This window comes from Ponticoccus sp. (in: a-proteobacteria), from assembly GCF_048381735.1.
On the sequence record NZ_JBLXGL010000010.1, the window covers coordinates 85,816 to 106,670 of the forward strand.

A 20,855-nucleotide genomic window follows, 5' to 3' on the forward strand; every position below is an offset into this window, starting at 1 on the left:
CGGAGGACACCGCCATGACTGCACAGTCGGAACAGGTTCAGATCAACGAGGTCGTGCTGCGCGACGGCCTTCAGAACGAGGCGGCATTCGTCGCCACCGAGGACAAGATCCGGCTGGGCGACCGGCTGTCCCGAACCGGCATCCGGCGTCTGGAGGTGACCTCTTTCGTGTCGCCCAAGGCGATCCCGAATCTGCGCGACGCGGCCGAGGTTCTGGCCGGGCTACAGCGGGTTCCGGGCGTGCGTTACACCGCGCTGGTGCCGAATGTGCGCGGGGCGGAACGCGCCCTGCACAGCAAGGTCGACGAGGTCAATCTGGTGATGTCCATCGGAGAGCAGCACAACCTTGCGAACATGCGCATGACCTGCGCGCAGTCTCTCGGCCAGTTCGCCGAGATCATGCGGGTGATGGAGGGGTCCGGCGTCTTCGTGAACGGCACGCTGGCGACCACCTTCGGTTGCCCCTTCGAGGGGCGGCAATCCATGGACCGCATCCTCTGGGGCGTCGAGGCCTATCTTGCGTTGGGGATCGAGGGCATCACCATTGCCGACACCATCGGCGTGGCCAATCCGCGCCAGGTCGAAAAGGTTGTGTCCACGATCCTGGACAGGCACCCGGGCCTTCCCCTCACGCTGCACCTGCACAACACGCGCGACATGGGGCTGGTCAATGCGCTGGCCGCCTATGATGCCGGGATCCGCAGCTTCGATTCCGCGCTTGGCGGCATTGGCGGCTGCCCCTACGCGCCGGGGGCAACGGGCAACGTCTGCACAGAAGACCTTGTGCACATGTTCCATCAGTGCGGCATTCCGACCGGCACCGACCTGGGGTCGCTGATCGAGATTTCGCAGGCGCTGCCGGATGTGCTGAACCATGCGGTCCCGGGGTTCGTCATGAAGGCGGGGACGTCGGATCGGCTTTACCCCTTCCCGGGAAAACAGGCGTAGCGCACCGCTGGCGGGGCGAAGGCCTTTGGCGGACGGGTTTGGTGCGCGTCAAGTGACGCAAACAGTCCGCGGGAAGACCATCCGCCCCGCGCCGGACAGAAGGCAGTGCGTGCGGCCCGCCCGTCCGGCGTCGGGTGGAAGCGCTGGCCATGGCCGGTTTGAACGGCAGCGGGGCATGGCTTTCGCCGACATACCTGCAAAGGCTGGCGGCGGCGGTTCTGCCCGCCGCCTCGATGCCCTTCGCCCCATAGTCCCGTGAGAGGGCGCCCTTGCCGGGGCGCCTCCCGGGGTCATGGCCGCCGGTGATCCGTCAGGCCGCCTGTTGCCGGTCCATGCGCGGGAAGGGATCGGGCAGGTCCGTCCAGTCCGCCGGGGTGAAATCCGTCACGTCCAGCAGGGCGGCGTTCAGCGTGGCGCAGATGGCGTCGCGGTCGAGCCCCACGCCGATGAAGACGATTTCCTGCCGCCGGTCGCCCCATGGTTCGGCCCAGAGCCGCGCGATTTCGGCCTGCGCCTCGGGATGGGTGGGCAGACGCTCCTTCGGAACCGAGGCCCACCACCAGCCCAGCGGCTTGACCGAGGACATGGCGCCCGCCAGCGAGAACTCCATCGCCCAGTTGGGCTGCGAGGCGATCCAGAAATGCCCCTTGGCGCGGATCGTGCCGGGCAGGGGGCCGTTCAGCGCCCTGTGCAGCCGCTCCGGGTGGAAGGGCGCGCGGGCGTTGTAGACGAAAGAGGTGATGCCGTATTCCTCGTCCTCGGGCACGTGGTTGGCGAAGCCATAGAGCTCTTTGGCCCACATCGGGTGTTCATGCGCGCTGTCGAAATCGAAAAGCCCGGTGTCGAGGATCGCCTCGGGCGCCACCTCGGAATGATCGGTCTCGATGATCTTCGCGTCGGCATTCAGGGCGCGGATGATCTTGCGCGCCTTGTCGGTCTTGTCGGGGCCCGCGTCGGTGACCTTGTTCAGGATCACCACGTCGGCGAATTCGATCTGTTCCGTCAGCAGGCTGACAAGGCTACGGTCGTCCTGATCGCCAAGGCTTTCGCCCCTGTCGGTCAGGAAGTCGTGGCTGGAATAGTCGTTCAGCAGGTTCACCGCGTCCACCACCGTGACCATGGTATCCAGACGCGCCACGTCCGACAGGCTTTCGCCCTGTTCGTCGCGGAAATCGAAGGTCGCGGCGACGGGCAGCGGTTCCGAGATGCCGGTGGACTCGATCAGCAGGTAGTCGAAGCGGCCTTCTTGCGACAGCGCGCGGACCTCTTTCAGCAGGTCGTCGCGCAGGGTGCAGCAGATGCAGCCGTTGGACATCTCGACCAGCTTCTCCTCGGAGCGCGACAGTTCGGTGCCCTCGCGCACCAGATCGGCGTCGATGTTCACCTCGGACATGTCGTTGACGATGACGGCGACGCGGCGGCCCTCGCGGTTGTTCAACACGCGGTTCAGAAGCGTGGTCTTTCCCGCGCCGAGGAAGCCGGAAAGGACGGTGACGGGCAAGCGGGTGTCGGTGGCGGACATGGCTGTCTCCTGTGTCGTGGTCGGAAAGGGGCGGGGTCAGAGCGGCGTGTCGGCCGTTTCCGCCGCCTTGCGGGGCTGCATGTGAAGCGTGTCGAGACTGGCCCTCAGGTCGGCCTCGGTCATGTCGCGGGCGATGACGACGATGCGGCTGACCCTGTCGGGACCGCGCCAGCCCTTCAGTTGCACCGGCGCGTCGAAGATGTGCTGCACGCCGTGAAAGACAAAGGGATCGTCAATGCCCTGCAGGTGCACGATGCCCTTGATGCGCAGGATATGCGGCCCCCGGAGCGCGATCAGGGTGTCGAGCCAGAGGTCGAAGACCTCGCAGGCGATCGGCTCTGCCATCTCATACGAGACAGAGACGATCCGGTCGTCATGGGGCGCCTTCGCCGAGGCCGGGGTGGGCAAGGGGGCCGCCGCGGCGGCGGGTGTCGCAAAGCCCGAGAGGTTCGCCAGCGGATCCTCCGGCGTGGCGGTCGGTCCAAGCCATTGCGCCATGTCCTGCGTGGTCGCGTCCTGATGCAGGGCGGTTAGCCCGAACAGGCTGCGCGCCGCGAGTCGGCCCCGTTCCGCATGGATGCGCCGGGCCGTATCGTTGAGGCGCTCCAGCCGGGCGTTGAACTCTGTCAGGCTGCGGGCATCGACAAGGTCGGCCTTGGACACCACGATCAGGTCGGCCATCGCCACCTGCTGCACGGCCTCGTATTGCCGGTCCAGCGTCTGCGGACCCAGTGCCGCGTCGGCCAGCGTCACGACCCCGTCCATGTGGAAATACGGGGCGACGACAGGGTCGACGATCAGGCTGTGCAGGATCGGTCCGGGATCGGCGATGCCGGTGGTCTCGATCACCACGCGGTCGAAGGCCAGATCGCCCCGGTTGCGCCGCGCCATGAGGCTGCCGAGCGTCTTCAGAAGGTCGCCGCGAATGGTGCAGCACAGGCAACCGGACTGCAACAGGACCGTCTCTTCGGTCGCGGCTTCGATCAGGTCGTGATCCAGACCGATATCGCCGAACTCGTTCATGACGACGGCGATCCGCCCGGCATCCGGATCGTGCAGCAGGTGATTGAGCAGCGTCGTCTTGCCCGCGCCAAGGAAGCCCGTCAGCAGGGTGATCGGAATCCGGTTGTCTCTGCTTCCCAGTGTCATGCCGTCGCTCCCTTGCCGTGCTGCGCTGCCTGCTCCATACAGTTATAGTATAACATCACGCAAGGGGCGCAAGCGCGCCCGCTCAGGTTTTTGGCGGAACCCTGCGCAAGTCCCGGGGCGCATCGCGTGGCGGCAGAACTGGCGGGCAAGCCTGTCAGGACGGGGCGGGGGCGCGTCAGGAGGGCAGACCTGCCCCTTTCATGGCCGAGAAGATCGTCTGCAGATGCCTGCGCATGGCGTCCGAGGCCTCTATCGCCGCGCCCCGGCGGATGCAGGTCACCACCTCTTTGTGCTGCTGGCTGTGGCGCTCGGTGAAGGCGTCGACGCCGAGCGTCCGGTAGGTGATGTCCCATTCGCGCTGCCATGCCGCGTGGCGGCGCACCCCGGCCAGATAATCCAGAAGACCCAGCAGGATGGGATTGCCCGTCACCTCGGCGATGCCGCGGTGAAAGGCGGTGTCCAGCCGTTCGCAATCGGACCGCGTCCTGGCGCGGCGGCCCTGATCGACCAGCCCGGACAGGTAGGCGATGCTGGCGGGTGTCGCCAACATCGCGGCCTCGGCGGCGACCGAGGGTTCGAGCGTGAGGCGGGCCTGCATCAGCTGCAAGGGCGAGGCGCCCTGTACCAGAATGGCCTCGCGCACCGGATGCCCCAGGGGTCGGGAGCCAAGGAAGGTGCCTTGCCCGACATGCCGCCACAGGTCGCCCGCGCGCTCCAGCTCGGCCAGCGCCTTGCGCAGCGTCTCGCGGCTGCACCCCAGCCGCCGCGCCAGATCCCGTTCCGGCGGCAGTTGCCCGCCCGGACCGAGGGCCTCTGCCGCGCAATAGTCGCGCAGGGCCTCGACGATCTCTTGCGTCCGTTTCGTTGCCATGCATGCCTCCTGTCCAGACCAATTTGCAGACCAATCACGCGCCGTGCAACAGCGGCGCGGCCTTTAGGAGAACAACCATGCTGACAATCTTCGTGCTCGCGCTGGCCGGCCTGGGCGCCGGTGCGCTCAACGCCATCGCGGGCGGCGGCACCTTTCTGACCTTTCCGGCGCTGGTCTGGGCGGGCGTGCCGCCGATCATGGCCAATGCGACCGCAACCTTCGCCGCCCTGCCGGGCTATGTCGGCAGCGCCTGGGCCTATCGGGGCGATATCGAGCGCGGGGGCAAGCCGCCGCTCGCCCATCTTGTCGGTGCCGCCGTGGTGGGGGGCCTCGCGGGCGCGGGCCTGCTGCTGGTGACACCGGAAGAGCTGTTCTCGGGCGTGGTCCCCTGGCTCTTGCTGATCGCGACCGCCGCCTTTGCGCTTGGTCCGGCCTTCGTCCGGCGCCTTGCCAGGTCCGGGCGGACGATGTCCGACCCCGCCGCCCTTGGCCTGGTTTTCGCGGTCTCGGTCTATGGCGGCTATTTCAACGGCGGCCTCGGCATCATGCTGCTGGCAGCCTTCGGCATCATCGGCATGACCAACCTGCACCGGATGAACGGGTTGAAGAACCTGATGTCCGTGGTCCTGTCCGTCGTTTCGGTCGCGACCTACACCGTGGCGGGGCTGATCGACTGGGGCAACCTGCTGGTTGTCGGCCTGTCCTGCGCCCTTGGCGGATACCTCGGCGCGGTACTGGCCCGGCGGGTGCAGAACACGGCCCTGCTGCGGCTGCTGATCATCGCGATCGGCCTGATCATGACGGCGCTCTTCTTCCTGCGCGCCGCCGGTTGAGGTCCTTGCGGTCCGGTCAGGCCGTTCGAAAGACCCCCCTGCCGGTGCGCCGCGCTGAACCCTCCGACGTCACCGGCCCGGGTGGCTGCAAGGCGCGGGTTCCGTCCTGCCGGTCCGGCAACGGGTGCCGGTCGGTTGCGCCCCCTGCGGGGCAGGGGGGCTGGATCGCGGCACAGCGCTGGCCCGGCCCGCCGCCGAAGTCCGCGTCGCGGGCAGGCGGTTCCGCCAGAGAAACCACGCCCCAAGCAATGAGGGTCGGCCCCGGCTGACTAGCGTTCAAGGGCGGACAGGCTGTCGGCCTCGCTTTCGACGGAAAGCGGCGCCCCTGCGTCGATCGAGCCCAGATAGGCCTCCAGCGCATCCAGAGACGACGCCGGGGCATAGCCGTCCGACGCGACCTCGGCGATCACCGCGAAGCGGAGCGCCCAGCTGTCTTCGCCGTGGCAGGCGACCGCAACATGCGCTCGCGCGCTTTCATCGAACTCGAATTCCCGGCACAGCTTGCCCTCGGCGTCGTGAAAAGAGGCAATCGGGCGCACGACGCCGCCTGCCACCTGACGCTCTTCGCCGGAGGGCAGGTCGTTCAGCGCCTCCTTGACCGCCGCGGTCGAGAGCACGGCGAAATCCGTCGCGGGGGCCTGCGGTGTTGAGGTCCGGCCAAGCATAAGGCCGCCCCCCAGACCGATGGCCAGCGTGATGCTTGCCGCAAGGGCCATCGGCTGCCATTCGACCCTGCGGCGCCGGGGCAGGGGGACAACCACATCCGCCACCGGCTCTGCCCTTGCATCCGAAGCGGTCTTCGCCTGCGCGAAGGCCTTGTCGATCTTCGCCATCAACGCGTCGGGCAGGGGGGGCTCGGGTCGGGCCTGTGCGGCCTGTTTCAGCACGCGCGCGGTGTCGCCGAACAGGGCCACCCGTTCGGCCACCTCGGGGTCCGTCTCGATGGCGGCCTCCACGGCGCGCGCCGTCTCGGCGTCCAGCTCGCCATCGGCGTAGGCCATCAGGATTTCATCGGTCAGCTTGGGCTCTGCCATGTCGCTCTTGCTCCTCGTCCCTCTGTCCACGTGCCGGGCCGGATTATATTCCCAGTTTTTTTGCCAAAGCCATGCGGCCCCGTGCCAGACGGCTCATCACCGTGCCGCGCGGGATGTCCAGAACCGAGGCGGCCTCGGCATAGGACAGCTCTTCGTAACACACGAGCAGGATCACCTCACGCTGCTCGTCGGGCAGCTCGTCCAGCGCTTTTTCCGTCGCGTTCAGCATCAGCCGTGCATCGGTGATCTGCCGGCCGTCGACCGCCACGACATCGGGCGAGTCGATCACATCGACCTCGGTGCCCCGCGTTCGGCGTCGCCGCATCACGTCCAGCCAGGCATTGCGCAGGATGCGGAACAGCCAGGGCTCCAGGCGCTGCGTGCAATCATAGCGATCGCGCGCGGCAATCGCGCGTTCAACGGTCGTCTGCACCAGATCGTCCGCCAGATCCGGGCTGCGGCACAGCGACAGCGCGAAACGGCGCAGGGGCACAAGTTGGGCGATGATGTCATGTTCGAAACGGCCGTTCATACCCGCGTACCCGCTATCCAAAGTGTTTGCCGCACGGATTGGATGGAATTAGGTCTGACCGCAACCGTAGTCATCGTGACCCGATTTGCAATTCAACAAAGAGACCCGCCCCGATGATCAGAAAAATCTTGCTTGTACAACTGCTTGCCTCTGTCGCCCTCTTTTCTCCGGCCGAGGCCCCATGGCCGGGCCTTGCGACCTCTGCATGGGCCGACGATGACGACGACGATGATGATGGCGGCGGTGACGATGACGACGATGATGATGACGACGACGACGATGACGACGACGATGACCGCAGCCCGTCGCGCAGCGGCGGCGGGACCAGGGACGGCGGCGGGCTGCTTCGGCTGCTCCGGGGCGAACCCGTAGCGCCGCGGCAGCAGCAGCGCGCGCCCCAGCAGCAACGGGCACCGCAACAGCAAGCGCGCCGCGCGGCGCCCCCTCCGCCGCCGCCGCCCGAGCAGGCCAGGGCGGAGATTATCGCCAACGGTCTTTCCGCCGAGGATCTGGCCACGCTGGAAAGCGAAGGGTACCGCTCGCTGGAGCAGCGCCAGCTGGCGGCGCTGGGGGTTCAGATCCACCGTCTTTCGGTGCCCTCCGGCGTGACGCTAGAGACCGCGCGGACGCGGCTGCGGGCGCTGCCCTCGGCGCCCGACGCGGATTTCAATCACTACTACCGGACCGAGCAGGGTTTTGCCCCGGACTGCGAGGGCGGCGACTGCCCGGCGCGCTTCAGCATCGGCTGGCCGCTGCCGCCCGCGCGCGGCGGATGCGGCAGCAGTGTCGCCATCGGCATGATCGACACCGGCATCAATGACGCGCATCAGACCTTTGCCGGGGCCGATCTGGAACTGCATCGCCTCTCGGACGAAGACCTGCCGCCGTCCAAGCGCCTGCACGGCACCGCCATCGCCGCGCTGCTGGTCGGCGATCCGGACACCCGGTCGCCCGGGCTTGTGCCCGGCGCCTCGCTGGTCGCGGTCGATTCCTTCCACCGCGCGGGCAATGACGAACGCTCGGATGCCTTCACCCTCGCATCGGCGCTGTCCTTCCTGGCGGATCGGGACGTGCGGGTGATCAACCTCAGCCTGGCCGGGCCCGAAAACGCGGTTCTGGAAGAGATCACGGCACAGCTTGTTACCGAGAACGATATCCTGATCCTTGCGGCGGCGGGGAACGACGGGCCGCGTGCCGGGCCGCGCTACCCGGCGGCCTACGACCATGTGATGGCCGTGACGGCGGTGGATCGCGACAAGCAGGTCTACCGGCGTGCGGTGCAGGGGCCGCATATCGACCTGGCCGCCCCGGGCGTGAACGTCTGGACCGCGGCCTCTGTCAGCGGGGCACGCTGGAAGACCGGCACCTCTTTCGCCGTGCCCTTCGCCACGGCGGCGGCGGCCATCCTGCGCGAGGCCCAGCCCGACCGAAGCGCCGCCGAGATCGCCGAGGCGTTGCGCGCGGGGGCCACCGATCTGGGGGATCCCGGACCGGACATGGTTTACGGTCACGGGCTGGTTCCGGTCACGGACGCCTGCGTCAAGTCTATGAAAACAGAGCAGAAAACAATCCCCTGAAAAACTTTCGCGCCCGGCGGGAATAGGGCGGCGGGTCGGGCGTAATCCTTGCAGATGCCAACGCAAGGAGCCCGCAATGCCCCGTTCCCCCGCTTCGATCCTTCCGCCCCGCCAGATCTCCAGGCTTGTCTGCACCAGCCCCGCCGGGCGGCTTTCTGCCCGGGTCGTCCTGCCGAGCCGGCCCAGCGGCGCGGCGCCGCTTCTGGTGCTGCACGGCATTTCCCGCAACGCCCGCGAGCTGACAGAGCTCTTCCGCCCCGAGGCGGAGCGCACGGGCCGGACCGTCATCGTTCCCCACTTCGGTGACCGGGCCTGGCCGGTGTTCCAGCGCCCCTCGCGCAAGGCGCGGCCGGATCAGGCGCTGCTTGCGCTGCTCGCGGCCTTCGAGGCCGCCTTTCCCGAGCAGGCCGGCCCGGTCAGCCTGTTCGGCCATTCCGGCGGCGCGCAACTGGCGCACCGCTTCGCCATGCTGTTTCCCCAGCGCGTTGCAGATCTGCATATCGCGGCGGCGGGCTGGTACTGCCTGCCGAACCGGCAGATGGCCTATCCCTACGGGCTGGCCGACAGCGCCGCGCCGCGCGATCTGTTCTGGGCGCGCCGTCATGGCGTCGGGCTGCGCCGTTTTCTCGACCGTCCCATCCATGTCTATGTGGGCAGCCGCGACACCACGCGCGACGAGGCTCTGCGCCAGACACCGGAGCTGGACCGCCTGCAGGGCGAGACCCGTCTGGCCCGCGCCCGCACCTATATTCAGGCGCTGCGCGGTGCCGCCGCCGCAGAGGGCTGTTCGCCCCGCATTGCCCTGCATGAGCTTCCGGGCTGCGCGCATGACGTTGCCTGGGCCGTCCGGCACGCCGGGCTGGCCCGGATGGTGACCGCCCCCGCGCAGACCGGCCTGTCCAGCGCCGCCTGACCCTTTCCCCGATCCCCAACATCACCTCCGCTCTTGAAAGGAGCCCTCTCATGACCACCGCCCTGACATCCCCGACCGCCGCCCCGACCGCCGCCCTGACAACCCAGCTCGACAGCGCGAAATGGAGCTTTTCGACCCGCCGTGTGGACCGCACCCAGATCTGCGGTCTCGACACCGGCTTTGCCGAGGCCCGCCCCGGCGATCTGATCCTCGCGCAGGTTGCGCAGATCGGCCAGCACCGGCGCATCCAGCTGCCCTCGGGGCGGCCGTCGGATCTGTTTCCCGGCGATCTCGTCGTGCTGGCCTGTGGCGCACGCTATGCGCCCGACCAGTTCGAGGGTGTCGCCGAAATCGCGGCGGACGGCGCCGACATGCTGGCGGGCGGCGGCTGCATCGGTCGCATGACCGCCCGCAACGAGCGTATCAAGCCCGCCACGCGGCTGCTGCCCAAGGGGCGCCTGCTGGGGCAGGACGGCAAGCCGGTCAACCTGGAACACTTCGCGCTGCCCGATCCTGCCCAGCCCTCCCGGATCCCGGTGATCGCGGTTCTGGGCACGGCGATGAATTCCGGCAAGACGCTGGCCACCGCGCAGCTTGCGCTGGGGCTGCGCCGGGCGGGGTGGAAGACCGCCGCGATCAAGGCCACCGGCACCGGCGCTTTCGGCGATTACAACGAATACAGCGACACCGGCACGCAATATGTCGGCGATTTCACCGATGCGGGCATGGTGACCACCTACCTTGAAGAGCTGCCGCGCATCCGGGGCGGTATCGAGCGGCTGCTGGGCGAGGCGCAGCACCAGGGCTGCGAGATTGCCGTGATGGAGGTGGCCGACGGGCTGTTCCAGCGTGAAACCGCGCAGCTCATCGCCGATCCGTGGTTCCAGAGCCGGATCTCGGGCCTGGTCTTTGCCTGTGGCGATGCGGTGGCCGCCGCCGGTGGCGTGGCCGAACTGGCGCGACTGGGGCTGGCCCCCGACCTGCTGACCGGAATGCTGAGCTGTTCGCCGATGGCCAGCCGCGAGGCCGAGGCCGCCACCGGCATCCCGGTGCTGCGCAAGTCGGATCTGTCGGACCCCGCCGAGGCCAACGGGTTTGCGCTGCGGGCGAATGCGGACTGGTCGCACGCTGCATGACCCCGATGCCCCGCCTTCTTGCCCCCGGGCGGCGCGCGCCGCTGGCCCGGGTGACGCTGCTGACGCTGATGCAGGGGCTGGCCGCCGGTGCCGCGGCCTTTGCCACCCGCGCGCTGTTCGAGGCGCTGCACGCGGGCGGACCCGACCTGCCGCTGGTGCCGGTGGTGGTGCTCAGCCTGTCGGGTCTGGTCATCGCCTCGGCCCGGATCGCGGCGCAGGTGCAGGGCGAGCGTCTGGCGCAGAGCTATGCGCTGGACCTGCGCGCCGCGCTTTTCGAACATGCGGCGGGTATGGCCGCCAGCGATGTGGCGGCGCGGCGCAGCGGATATTCCAGCCTGCGTTTCGTCGGCGACATGACCGCCTTTCGCAACTGGGCGGGGCGCGGGGTGCCGCGCCTCATAGCGGGGGCGATCCTGATTCCGGCGACGCTGGCGGTGCTGGGCCTTCTGTCGCCCGCGCTTCTGCTTGCGGTGCTGCCGCCGCTTGGCGTCGCGCTGCTGCTGATCTTCGTCGGGGGGCGGCGTCTTGCGCCGCTGCACCGGCGCCTGCGCGCCCGTCGGGGGCGCATCGCCGCCGAGATGACCGAACGCATGGCGCTGGCCCCCGATCTCGACCGGCTGGGCCGCCGGAACAAGGAACTGCACCGGCTGCGCCGGCGGTCGGGGCAGATGATCGAGGCCGCGCTTGACCGGCTGCGCCTTGCCGAGGCGCTGACCGCCGTGCCCGAGCTGATGGCCGGGCTGACGGCGGCGCTGATCCTGCTGATCGGTGCCCGCGAGGGGCTTGGCACCGGGACCATTGCCGCGGCGCTTTCGGCGCTGGGGCTGCTGCTTGCGCCGATGCGCAACCTTGCCACGGTCTGGAACCTGCACGCGGGGTGGCGCGCGGCGCGAGAGAAATGCGCCGCCGCGCTGACCCGCCGCCAGCGCGGCCCCTATGGCACGCGCGGGCTGCCCAAGGGCCCGGTGGCGCTGCGGATCGAGGCGCTGGAGCTGCCGGGCGCGCCCGCATTTTCCTTCCGGCTGGCTGCTGGCAAGGCAGGCCGCATCGCGCTTGGCGAACGCGCCGAAACCGCGCTCTTCGACATCCTTCTGGGGCGCGACCCGAAACCCGCCGGGCAGGTCCGGATGTCGGGCATCCCGCTGGACGCGCTGAGCCGTGGCGCCTTGCGGCGCAATCTCTGCCGGATCGGTGCCGATGTGCCGATCCTGCAAGGCTCGCTGCGCCGCGCGCTGACCTTCGGGACCGGGGTCTCGATCGAGGATGCGGCCCTGCGCGACAGGCTCGGGCAACTGCGGCTGAAGGCGGTGCTGTGCCCCGACGGCGATCTCGACCGCAGGATCACGGAAGGCGGGCGGACCTTGTCGCTGTCCGAGCGCACGGCCGTCAGCCTTGTGCGCGCCTCCCTGTGCAAACCGCGCCTTGTGCTTGTCGGTCAGGACTTCGCGGCCGCGCGCCCGGAGGTCGCGGAGGCCGTGCGGCACTGGATCGATGCGACCCCCGCGACGGTTCTCTGGGGCGGTGCCGAAGGGGCCGAGAACCCCGCGCCACAGCCATGCTGCCTGCATGATTGTGGGTGACCGCGCCGCGATTCCCAACCGCTGGCCGTCACAAGGGTGGGGGGCTTTCCGAAGCCCCCCTGTCGGCGCTTTGCCCGGGAACCAAGGGGCAAAGCCTTTACCGGTCGCGGCGCCGCTTTTCCCTCGCCCCGGGCGCCATGGCTTGGGATTTCCGGATAACGGACTGGGATGATTGCATTTCTCTTGCGCCTGCGCTGCGCGACCGGTGCCCTTTCCGTTGAAGCGCAAAAGCCCGAGGCGTAGCCTCGCTGCCAAATTTGTTGCTTTATACAACCGTTGAGTGAGTATTCCTGACAGGGCAGGCCAATGTTGCGGACCTGCCAGGGGGCGTCCCGCAAATCGCGGCAGAAGTTTGCGCTGCCGCAACATCTCTGTCGGGGCTGCGTCGTATCGTTGTGCTGCCCGGCCTGTGCGAACCGCCTGTCCGGGTCAGGCCAGCTACGGAAGGTCAGACGGATGAACGAGGCTCTCAGGAACGCGGCGCGCCGGGCGGATCTGATCGGGATGTGCCCGAAAGAGGCCGCCGACATATTGCTCGATCAGGGCAGCGTCCGCATGTTCGAACGCGGCGCGACGGTCTTCTCGGCGGGGGCGCCGGCACAGCATGTCTTCGTGATCATGGCGGGCTGGGTCAAGCTGTACAGCGTGAGCGCGCGCGGGCAAGAGGCGGTCATCAATGTGCTTGGCCCGGGCCAGACCATCGGGGACGCCGCCGTTCTTGGCGCCCCCGCCCATATGGTCCACGCCGAAGCCACCACCCAGGTGCAGGCCCTGCAACTGCCCGTCAGCCTTGTCCTGTCCCTGATGGACCGGTCGCCAGAGACGCGCGGCGCCATTCTGGCCGGGGCCCGGGCGCATCTGAACGCCCTCGTGCGCGAGATCGAAATGCTGAAGCTGCGGGACGGGGCGCAGCGCGCGGCCCGCTTCCTGCTGTCGCTTCTGCCGCCGGGACAGGGCGGCGCCTGCGATGTGCGTCTGCCCTACGACAAGGTCGTCATCGCCGGGCGGATCGGCATGTCGCCGGAAAGCCTGTCGCGGGCCTTTGCCCGGCTGCGCAACAGGGGGGTGACGGTCGAGGGCAACACCGCGCGGATCGCCGACACCCATGATCTGTCGCGCTTCTGCGACCTGTGCGAAACCGAGTAACCGGTTTGTCGGGACTTGGCTGTCCTGACCGCAGGCGACCCGCTTGCGCGACCTGAACAGAAGAAGGGGGCTGTTGTGCTCGGATACATCCTTTCCGAAACGCGGGGAGAGGCGGATCGCCTGCTGGCCTCGCTTGCCGAAAGACTGAGGGCAGAGGGCCATGTGGTTGCCGGTATCGTGCAATCCCGCGCGCCGACAGAGGGCGCGCATCCCTGCGACATGGAGCTTGCCGTTCTGCCGCGCGGCCCGGCGCTGGAAATCTCGCAGAAGCTGGGGGCCGGGTCCCGGGGCTGCCGTCTGGATCCGGGGTCTTTGGAAGCGGCGGCGGAGGCGGTGACGCTCCGGCTGGGCGAGGGGGCCGATGTGCTGATCCTGAACAAGTTCGGCCCGCAGGAATGCGCCGGGCGCGGCTTTGCGCCGGTGCTCGCCCTTGCGCTGGAGCAGGGCATTCCGGTTCTGACGGCGGTCAATGCCCGCAACCTCGACGGGTTCCTGCGTTTCGCCGGCGGGCTTGGCTCGCAGGTCGAGGCCGGGGGCGCGGCCCTCGACGACTGGCTGCGCGGGGCGCTGGCCGGTTAGGGCCCCGGGCCGCGCCTCAGATCCTGGCGCCCTTGTGGCGGATGGCGCATCCGACCAGACCGGCCAGCAGCCCGACCAGAACCGAGACCGTGTATTCCATCGGTGTGATCGCCACATGGGTCGAATGCGATCCGCCAAGGATCATCGGCGCCAGCAATCCGATCAGCCCGCCCAGCCCGGCGGCCAGCGCCCATTTCCGTGTCGCCATGCCAAGCGCGACGCCGATGATGCCGGGCAGGCCCAGCACGCTTGCGCCGATGGTGCCGAGAAGATCGAGAAAACTGAGCATCTGTGTCACTCCGTCGTGCGGCGGTTGTCGGAAGGGCGGATGGGGGCGCGCGCGGTCATTCGCCCGTGTCCTTCAGCCAAGTCCGGATGGCAGCCATGTCGGTGCCCGCGGCCGGTGCCGCGCCGGACCGGGCCAGCGTTTCGACCACGTGATCGTATTCTTCCTGGTAGCCCGGCGGCAGGTCGTGGGCGATGCCCTGATGGCAATCGATACAGGTCATGTTCTCGTCGATGGCGCGCTGGTGGTTGTCGGCGGCGCGGGTCTCCTGAAGGGTGAAGTCCATGTATTCGAAGGCATGGCAGTTGCGGCATTCGCGCGAGTCGCTGGCCTTCATCTTCTTCCAGACCGCCGCTGCCATTTCCAACCGGCGCGCTTCGTATTTCTCTTTGGTCGAGATGGTGCCCAGCACCTCGTGATAGACGTCCTTCACGGCCATGATCTTGGCCTTCATCTTGTATTGCCACTCGTGCGGGACGTGGCAGTCGGAACAGATCGCCCGCACGCCCGAGTGGTTGTTGTAGTGGATCGTCTCGCGGTACTCGCCGAGGTTCGTTTCCATCGTGTGGCAGGAGGTGCAGAACTCCTCGGTGTTGGTCAGTTCAAGCGACCAGTGAAAGCCGCCCCAGAACAGGATGCCGCCGATGAAGCCGGCGATCAGCAGGAAGCCCGTGCTGAGCACGCCCGTCGGGCTCCAGAAGGCGTCCCAGAGGCGCAGCAGGAAATTCCGCCGACCGGGCTTGGTGTCGTTCTCGGCCATGTCTTGTCCTTCCGTGCCTAGCCTCAGCGCGATGCACTGGGTTCAAACGTGTTGTCGACGAGGGCCGGGGCGTCCGCCTGCGGCACGTGGCACTGGTTGCAGAACCAGCGGGTGCCCGCGACGGTATCCAGCTGGGTGCCGTCGCGGTCGAGGTAGTGGGTCATCGACAGCGTCGGGGCGCCGCGGTCGCCCGCATTGGTCCAGTCGTGGCAGCTGAGGCATTGGTTGGTGCGCAGGTCGATCTGGTACTGTTCCATCGAATGCGGGATCAGCGGCGGCTGCTGGCGATAGTTGCGCACCTCGCGCCCTTGCTGCTGCTGGAAGAGGTCGGGGGCGGGCAGGGTGGTGTCCAGATCCGATCCCCGCAGCGATTGCACATGGCTGTTGGTTTGCGCCAGGACCAGCCCGGACAGCAGCAGGGTTGAGGCGATTGCGGCGAGGCCCGCTTTGACCGGCAGTTTCATGTCAGCTCTCCGTTGGCGCCGTCAGGCGGCTTGGTCGGCGGCCGTGCGGGGCCGCGGGGGTGAGGGGTCTTCGACATGGGTGTCGAAGCGATGGGTGAAGGCGAAGACATCGACGGAACAGACGTCGATGCAGCGCCCGCAATTGGTGCAGTCCGGCGACAGGATCAGCGGTGTGTCGCCGTCCTTGCCGCGCAGGGCCGGGGCGATGACCTGGTTTTCCGGGCAGACGGCGAAGCAATCCATGCAGTCGTCGCAGGCCGCGCGCCGGGCGGCGCTGACCCGCAGCAGGCTGCGCTGGCCGAGCAGCCCGTAGAAGGCGCCGACCGGGCAGAGATGCCCGCACCAGCCACGGCGCGCCACCAGCAGGTCGAAGACAAAGACCAGCCCCACCAGTGCCCAGGCGAACCCCATGCCGAAGACCAGCCCGCGGTGCAGCATGGTGATCGGGTTGACGGTTTCCCAGGCAATGGTGCCGGTCAGGGCCGAGACGGCCAGCACCGCGCCCAGCAGCCAGAGCCGGGTTTGGCGCTTGGGCTGCCAGCCCTTGTGCAGCCCCAGCCGGTCGTGCAGCCAATGCGCGGCATCCGTCACCGGGTTGATCGGGCAGACCCAGGAACAATAGACCCGCCCGCCGATCAGCGCGTAGGTCACCAGAACGATGCCCGCGCCGATCAGCGCCGTCGCGGCGGGCCAGTGCCCCGCAACAAGGCTTTGCAACGCCACCAGGGGATCGGTCAGCGGCAGCACCCCGAAACTGCGCGACCCGGCCAGCGTGCCGGTGACCCACCACAGGCCGAACCAGGGCCCCAGCAGGAACAGCGCCAGGAAGACCGCCTGCGACAGGCGGCGCAGGATCAGGAAGCGATGCGCGCGCAGCCACCCCTTGGCCTGGATGGCCTCCTGCCCGACGGGCGCGGCGGTCGAGGCCTTCATTGTCCCGCCTCCGGCAGTATGAACGCCGGATCGAAGCCGCCGGGCGCGGCCAGGTTGTCGGTGCCCGGTCCCGGCAGGCGGTCGGGCAGGTCGATCAACCCGTCGACCAACGGTGCGCCGTTGCTGTCCTGCTCTTCCCAGCCCCTGCGGTAATGCTCTGCCGAGGCGCCGCGGGCCAGCCGCAGGGGCAGCACCTTGATCGCGGCTTCCGGCAGGACGCAGCTTTTCTCGCAGATGCCGCAGCCGGTGCAGTGGTCCGCATGGACTGTCGGCGCAAAGATCGCGTGATGGCCCGAGCGGTCGTTGTGTGACAGCTCCAGCGTGATCGCCTCGTCGATGACCGGGCAGACCCGGTAGCAGACGTCGCAGCGCAGGCCGAGGAAGTTCAGGCAGTTCTCCTGATCGACCAGAACCGCGGTGCCCATCCGCGCCTCGTCGATATCGGTCAGGCTCTGGTCCAGCGCGCCGGTCGGGCAGGCGGCGACACAGGGGATGTCCTCGCACATCTCGCAGGGGACCGCGCGGGCGGTGAAATAGGGCGTGCCGGTGGCGGGGCCGTCGGCGCCCAGTTCGGCCAGCGACAGCGTGTCATAGGGGCAGTCGCGCACGCAAAGCCCGCAGCGGATGCAGGCGGCGAGGAACTCGGCCTCGGGCAGGGCGCCGGGCGGGCGCAGCGCCTCTGCCGGAAGCGCCCGCGCCTCGCGCGCCAGCCAGGCCAATCCGCTTGCAGCGACAAGGCAGCCGCCGGCCATGCGCGCCGTATCGGTCAGGAACCGGCGGCGCTGGGGGGACAGGACTGGCGTGGCGGCGGGCATTCCCGGCCTCCTTGGCGGGTAGGGGATCCGCAGGGGCGTGGCCCCCTGCGGCACTGGGCAACAATCAGGCCCGTTCGACCTTGCAGGCGCATTTCTTGAAGTCGGTTTCCTTGGACAGCGGGCAGGTCGCGTCCAGCGTCAGCTTGTTGATCAGTTGCCCCTCGTCGAACCATGGCACAAAGACCAGGCCGCGCGGCACCTTGTTGCGGCCGCGTGTCTCGACCCGGCTGAGCATCTCGCCGCGGCGGGTCGAGATCATGATCTCCTGCCCGCGCCGCAGCCCGCGATCCTTGGCGTCCTCGGGGTGCATGAAGACCACCGCCGAGGGGAAGGCGCGGTGCAGCTCGGGCACCCGCCGGGTCATCGAGCCGGAATGCCAGTGTTCCAGCACACGGCCCGTGGACAGCCACAGGTCGTATTCCTCGTCCGGGGCTTCGGCGGCGGGTTCGTAGGGAGCGAAGATGATCTTCGCCTTGCCGTCCTCGTAGCCGTAGAACTGGACATCGCGGCCCTCGGCGACATAGGGGTCATAGCCTTCGCGGAAGCGGTACAGCGTTTCCTGCCCGTCAACCACCGGCCAGCGCAGCCCGCGCGCCTGATGATAGGTGTCGAAGGGCGCAAGGTCATGCCCGTGGCCGCGTCCGAAGGTGGCGTATTCCTCGAACAGCCCCTTCTGCACGTAGTAGCCGAAGTGCTGTGCCTCGACGTTGTCGAAGCCCTCGGCGGTGTCTTCCAGCGGGAAGCGGTTCACCTGACCGTTTTCGTAGAGCACGTCGTACAGCGTCTTTCCCGCCAGCTCGGGCGCCTTGGCGACGAGGTCGGCGCCCCATGCCTCTTCGACGGTGAAGCGCTTGGCGAATTCCATCAGCTGCCAGAGGTCGGACTTTGCCTCGCCGGGCGCCATGACCTGCTGGCGCCAGAACTGGGTGCGGCGTTCGGCGTTGCCATAGGCGCCTTCCTTCTCGACCCACATGGCGGTGGGCAGGATCAGGTCGGCGGACATGGCGGTGACGGTGGGGTAGGGGTCCGAGACGGTGATGAAGTTGTCCGGGTTGCGATAGCCGGGCAGGCCCTCGACATTCAGATTGGCCGCCGCCTGCATGTTGTTGTTGCACTGCACCCAGTAGGCGTTCAGCGTGCCGTCCTTCAGGGCGCGGTTCTGCGCCACCGCGTGCAGGCCGGGCTTTTCGGGGATGGTGCCTTCGGGCAGGCGCCAGATCTCTTCCGCATGGGCGCGGTGCTCGGGGTTCGTCACCACGAGGTCCGCCGGCAGACGGTGCGAAAAGGTGCCCACCTCGCGGGCGGTGCCGCAGGCCGAGGGCTGGCCGGTCAGCGAGAAGGGCGAATTGCCGGGCTCGGAAATCTTCCCGGTCAGCAGGTGGATGTTGTAGACCGACCCGTTGGCCCAGCTGCCGCGCGTGTGCTGGTTGAAGCCCATGGTCCAGAGCGACATCACCTTGCGGTCCGGGTCGGCATATTGCTGGGCCAGTTTCTCCAGCTGGTGCACCGGCACACCGGAGAGTTCCGAGACATACTCGGCTGTATAGGGGGCCACGGCGGCGGCATAGGCGTCGAAGTCGATGGGCGTCAGGGCGCCGGAATCCGGGTTCGCCGCCGCCGCCTGCCGGGGATCGCTGTCGCGCAGGCCATAGCCGATATCGGTCGCGGTCTTCGTGATATTGACGTGCTTTTCAAGGAAATCCCAGTTCACCGCGTCGTTCTGGATGATGTAGTTGGCGATGTAGTTCAGGATCGCCAGGTCGGTCTGCGGCTTGAAGACGAGCCCGTTGTCCGCCAGCTCGAAGGACCGGTGCTCGAAGGTCGACAGCACATGTACCTCTGCGCCTTCCTTGGTCAGGCGCGTGTCGGTCAGCCGCGACCACAGGATCGGGTGCATCTCGGCCATGTTCGAGCCCCAGAGCACGAAGGTATCGGCGTGCTCGAAGTCGTCGTAGCAGCCCATCGGCTCGTCGATGCCGAAGGCCCGCATGAAGCCGACCACCGCAGAGGCCATGCAGTGCCGCGCGTTGGGGTCGATGTTGTTCGACCGGAAACCGGCCTTCATCAGCTTGGCGGCGGCATAGCCTTCCCAGACCGTCCACTGGCCCGAGCCGAACATGCCGACGCTTGTCGGCCCCTTCGCGGCCAGCGCCTCTTTCCACTTCAGCGCCATGGTGTCGAAGGCTTCGTCCCAGCTGACCGGCTCGAAGTCGCCGTTCTTGTCGTAGACGCCGTTCGACTTGCGCAACAGCGGCGTTGTCAGGCGGTCGGCGCCATACATGATCTTGGACAGGAAATAGCCCTTGATGCAGTTCAGGCCGCGGTTGACCGGGGCCTCGGGGTCGCCCTGCGTGGCGACGACGCGGCCCGCCTTGGTGCCGACAAGCACGGAACAGCCGGTGCCGCAGAACCGGCAGGGCGCCTTGTCCCAGCGGATGTCGGCATTGCCCGGCGTCTGGGCCAGGGCCGGGCCGGTCGCCAGCGGGATTCCGGCGGCGGCGGCGGTGCTGGCGGCGGCGGTGGCCTTCAGGAAGGTGCGGCGGGATTCCGAGATGGTCATGCGTCAGGTCTCCGGCTGGGTGGCGGCGAGCGGCGCCCGCTGCGTGGGGTCTTCGAAATGGTGGTAGTTGAGCGTCAGCGAGTAGACGCCCGGTATCTGGTGCAGCGCCATGATCGTGTCAGAGGCGAAGGCGGCCTCGGTATCCTCGACCACAACGACGAGGCGGCCGTCCTCGGTCTGGGCATGGACCTCGACCCCGGCCATCGCCTCCATCGCGCTGCGGGCCTGGGCGAGATCGTCGCGGGCGACATGGACAAGGCAGCCACAGATGTTCATGCGATTTCCTCGGTTGCGGGGGTTCGGGCTTCGAAAGAGACGGCACCGGCGGGGCAGGTGAAGGCACATTCGCCGCAGCCGGTGCATTGATCCGCATCGAGCACCGGCGCCGCCCGGCCCGCCGTCATCAGGCGAAACCGAATGGCCCGGGCGTCGCAGGCGTCCTCGCAGGCGCGGCAGGCAATGCCGTTCAGCGACAGGCAGCTGTCGGTGATCACCGCCCGCCACGGCCAGTCCGACGCGGGCGCGGGGATCAGGGCGCCGGTCTCGCAGGCCTCTGCGCAGGCATTGCAGAAGGTGCAGGCGCCCTTGGTGAAATCGAGCACGGGTTCGCCGGAAGAATGGCGGATGACGATGCCCTCGGGGCAGGCCCGGGCGCAGTCCCCGCAGCCTGTGCAGAGGCGGGAAAAATCGTCCTGGGCGCCGGGCGGACGCAGTCTTTCCGGGTCGGTCCGGGAAAGCCGGCCCCTGAGAACGCTGCGTCTGCTGAGCTTGCTCGTCATGAACTGCCTGGCTGTTTCGTTTCCGGCGGTTACAGCCTGTCGCAAGGCACCGGTCGGAGCCGCTGGTCAGGACGTGAACACCCGGAAAATGAATGCGTCGCGACTCATACAGTAAGCCAGCTCGGCCCGGTGCAGCCTTGACGTTCGTCAAGGTTGCCAAGGTTTCCTGTGCAATACCGGCCTTTTCACGTGCGGGCCGGTGGCAGGCGCCGGGCGGGGCGCCCCGCGTCTTCCCATGCGAGGATTGCGGCCCGTCAAACCATGGCGCCGGTCCTGCGGAGGCCCTGCACCCCGAGGAAGGCCGCGATGAAGTGCCCCAAGTCCGGCAGCCCGATGCCCGCTCTGGCGGATTTCTTCGCAGTCCGTTCGGCGGCAGCGCATCTTTTTGCGACCGGGGCCCGTCTTGCCCCGGTTGCCTGACCGCGCCACTCCTCGGCGG

The 20,855-nt window shown here is 68.3% G+C and carries 21 protein-coding genes; 8 read left to right on the top strand and 13 right to left on the bottom strand.

All coding sequences use genetic code 11. The annotated features are described in order from the left end of the window. The first annotated feature begins 14 nt into the window (after window positions 1-14). A complete protein-coding gene (locus ACN5KJ_RS16040) occupies window positions 15-947 on the top strand; it encodes a hydroxymethylglutaryl-CoA lyase (RefSeq protein ID WP_418594992.1) in 933 nt (310 codons plus the stop codon). 310 nt (window positions 948-1,257) lie between these two features. Here the strand turns inward: ACN5KJ_RS16040 and ACN5KJ_RS16045 are convergent, their stop codons facing one another. The 3 genes from ACN5KJ_RS16045 to ACN5KJ_RS16055 form a co-directional block, all read right to left on the bottom strand. Continuing rightward, window positions 1,258-2,469, bottom strand: a complete 1,212-nt coding sequence (locus ACN5KJ_RS16045) for a GTP-binding protein (RefSeq protein ID WP_347168526.1) — start codon at window positions 2,467-2,469, stop codon at window positions 1,258-1,260. Window positions 2,470-2,505: 36 nt separating this feature from the next. After that, on the bottom strand, window positions 2,506-3,618 hold the full coding sequence (locus ACN5KJ_RS16050; RefSeq protein ID WP_418594993.1) for a CobW family GTP-binding protein: 1,113 nt from the start codon (window positions 3,616-3,618) through the stop codon (window positions 2,506-2,508). Window positions 3,619-3,793: 175 nt separating this feature from the next. Beyond that, complete coding sequence (locus tag ACN5KJ_RS16055) at window positions 3,794-4,489, bottom strand: FadR/GntR family transcriptional regulator (RefSeq protein WP_418594994.1); 696 nt, start codon at window positions 4,487-4,489, stop codon at window positions 3,794-3,796. A 77-nt stretch (window positions 4,490-4,566) separates the two neighbouring features. Between ACN5KJ_RS16055 and ACN5KJ_RS16060 the strand changes: the two genes are divergently transcribed. Beyond that, complete coding sequence (locus tag ACN5KJ_RS16060) at window positions 4,567-5,322, top strand: sulfite exporter TauE/SafE family protein (RefSeq protein WP_418594995.1); 756 nt, start codon at window positions 4,567-4,569, stop codon at window positions 5,320-5,322. A 269-nt stretch (window positions 5,323-5,591) separates the two neighbouring features. On the opposite strand, the gene ACN5KJ_RS16065 is transcribed toward ACN5KJ_RS16060, so the two are convergent. Beyond that, the gene (locus tag ACN5KJ_RS16065; protein WP_418594996.1) at window positions 5,592-6,356 is read right to left on the bottom strand and encodes an anti-sigma factor family protein; all 765 of its coding nucleotides are present in this window, start codon (window positions 6,354-6,356) and stop codon (window positions 5,592-5,594) included. Window positions 6,357-6,399: 43 nt separating this feature from the next. Beyond that, complete coding sequence (locus ACN5KJ_RS16070; RefSeq protein WP_206563582.1) at window positions 6,400-6,888, bottom strand: RNA polymerase sigma factor; 489 nt, start codon at window positions 6,886-6,888, stop codon at window positions 6,400-6,402. A gap of 113 nt (window positions 6,889-7,001) precedes the next feature. On the opposite strand from ACN5KJ_RS16070, the gene ACN5KJ_RS16075 reads away from it, so the two are divergent. The 6 genes from ACN5KJ_RS16075 (at window position 7,002) to ACN5KJ_RS16100 (ending at window position 13,819) form a co-directional block, all read left to right on the top strand. Further along, window positions 7,002-8,465, top strand: coding sequence for a S8 family serine peptidase (locus ACN5KJ_RS16075; RefSeq protein ID WP_418594997.1), 1,464 nt, complete (start codon window positions 7,002-7,004; stop codon window positions 8,463-8,465). A gap of 76 nt (window positions 8,466-8,541) precedes the next feature. Next, a complete protein-coding gene (locus ACN5KJ_RS16080; protein ID WP_418594998.1) occupies window positions 8,542-9,378 on the top strand; it encodes an alpha/beta fold hydrolase in 837 nt (278 codons plus the stop codon). A gap of 50 nt (window positions 9,379-9,428) precedes the next feature. Then, entirely contained in the window at window positions 9,429-10,514 is a 1,086-nt protein-coding gene (locus ACN5KJ_RS16085; RefSeq protein ID WP_418594999.1) for a hypothetical protein, read from the top strand. Window positions 10,515-10,519: 5 nt separating this feature from the next. Then, window positions 10,520-12,094, top strand: a complete 1,575-nt coding sequence (locus ACN5KJ_RS16090) for an ABC transporter transmembrane domain-containing protein (RefSeq protein ID WP_418595000.1) — start codon at window positions 10,520-10,522, stop codon at window positions 12,092-12,094. Window positions 12,095-12,550: 456 nt separating this feature from the next. Beyond that, complete coding sequence (locus ACN5KJ_RS16095) at window positions 12,551-13,240, top strand: Crp/Fnr family transcriptional regulator (protein WP_418595001.1); 690 nt, start codon at window positions 12,551-12,553, stop codon at window positions 13,238-13,240. A 75-nt stretch (window positions 13,241-13,315) separates the two neighbouring features. After that, entirely contained in the window at window positions 13,316-13,819 is a 504-nt protein-coding gene (locus tag ACN5KJ_RS16100; RefSeq protein WP_418595002.1) for a DUF2478 domain-containing protein, read from the top strand. 16 nt (window positions 13,820-13,835) lie between these two features. On the opposite strand, the gene ACN5KJ_RS16105 is transcribed toward ACN5KJ_RS16100, so the two are convergent. The 8 genes from ACN5KJ_RS16105 to napF all read right to left on the bottom strand — a co-directional run bounded on the left by ACN5KJ_RS16105 (window position 13,836) and on the right by napF (window position 20,416). Beyond that, on the bottom strand, window positions 13,836-14,108 hold the full coding sequence (locus ACN5KJ_RS16105; RefSeq protein ID WP_418595003.1) for a hypothetical protein: 273 nt from the start codon (window positions 14,106-14,108) through the stop codon (window positions 13,836-13,838). A gap of 55 nt (window positions 14,109-14,163) precedes the next feature. Further along, window positions 14,164-14,865 (bottom strand): NapC/NirT family cytochrome c, encoded by a 702-nt coding sequence (locus ACN5KJ_RS16110; protein ID WP_418595004.1) that lies wholly within the window; start codon window positions 14,863-14,865, stop codon window positions 14,164-14,166. Window positions 14,866-14,888: 23 nt separating this feature from the next. Beyond that, window positions 14,889-15,329: a nitrate reductase cytochrome c-type subunit gene (locus ACN5KJ_RS16115; RefSeq protein WP_418595005.1), complete on the bottom strand. Its 441-nt coding sequence runs from the start codon at window positions 15,327-15,329 to the stop codon at window positions 14,889-14,891. A gap of 21 nt (window positions 15,330-15,350) precedes the next feature. Beyond that, entirely contained in the window at window positions 15,351-16,262 is a 912-nt protein-coding gene (gene napH / locus ACN5KJ_RS16120; RefSeq protein ID WP_418595006.1) for a quinol dehydrogenase ferredoxin subunit NapH, read from the bottom strand. Next, window positions 16,259-17,077, bottom strand: a complete 819-nt coding sequence (gene napG / locus ACN5KJ_RS16125) for a ferredoxin-type protein NapG (protein ID WP_418595007.1) — start codon at window positions 17,075-17,077, stop codon at window positions 16,259-16,261. The genes napH and napG overlap by 4 nt, the downstream gene beginning before the upstream one ends. Window positions 17,078-17,141: 64 nt before the next feature. Next, entirely contained in the window at window positions 17,142-19,637 is a 2,496-nt protein-coding gene (napA, locus tag ACN5KJ_RS16130) for a nitrate reductase catalytic subunit NapA (RefSeq protein WP_418595008.1), read from the bottom strand. A gap of 3 nt (window positions 19,638-19,640) precedes the next feature. Continuing rightward, the gene (locus ACN5KJ_RS16135; protein ID WP_418595009.1) at window positions 19,641-19,913 is read right to left on the bottom strand and encodes a chaperone NapD; all 273 of its coding nucleotides are present in this window, start codon (window positions 19,911-19,913) and stop codon (window positions 19,641-19,643) included. After that, on the bottom strand, window positions 19,910-20,416 hold the full coding sequence (napF, locus tag ACN5KJ_RS16140; RefSeq protein WP_347168547.1) for a ferredoxin-type protein NapF: 507 nt from the start codon (window positions 20,414-20,416) through the stop codon (window positions 19,910-19,912). The genes ACN5KJ_RS16135 and napF overlap by 4 nt, the downstream gene beginning before the upstream one ends. Window positions 20,417-20,855 lie beyond the last annotated feature (439 nt).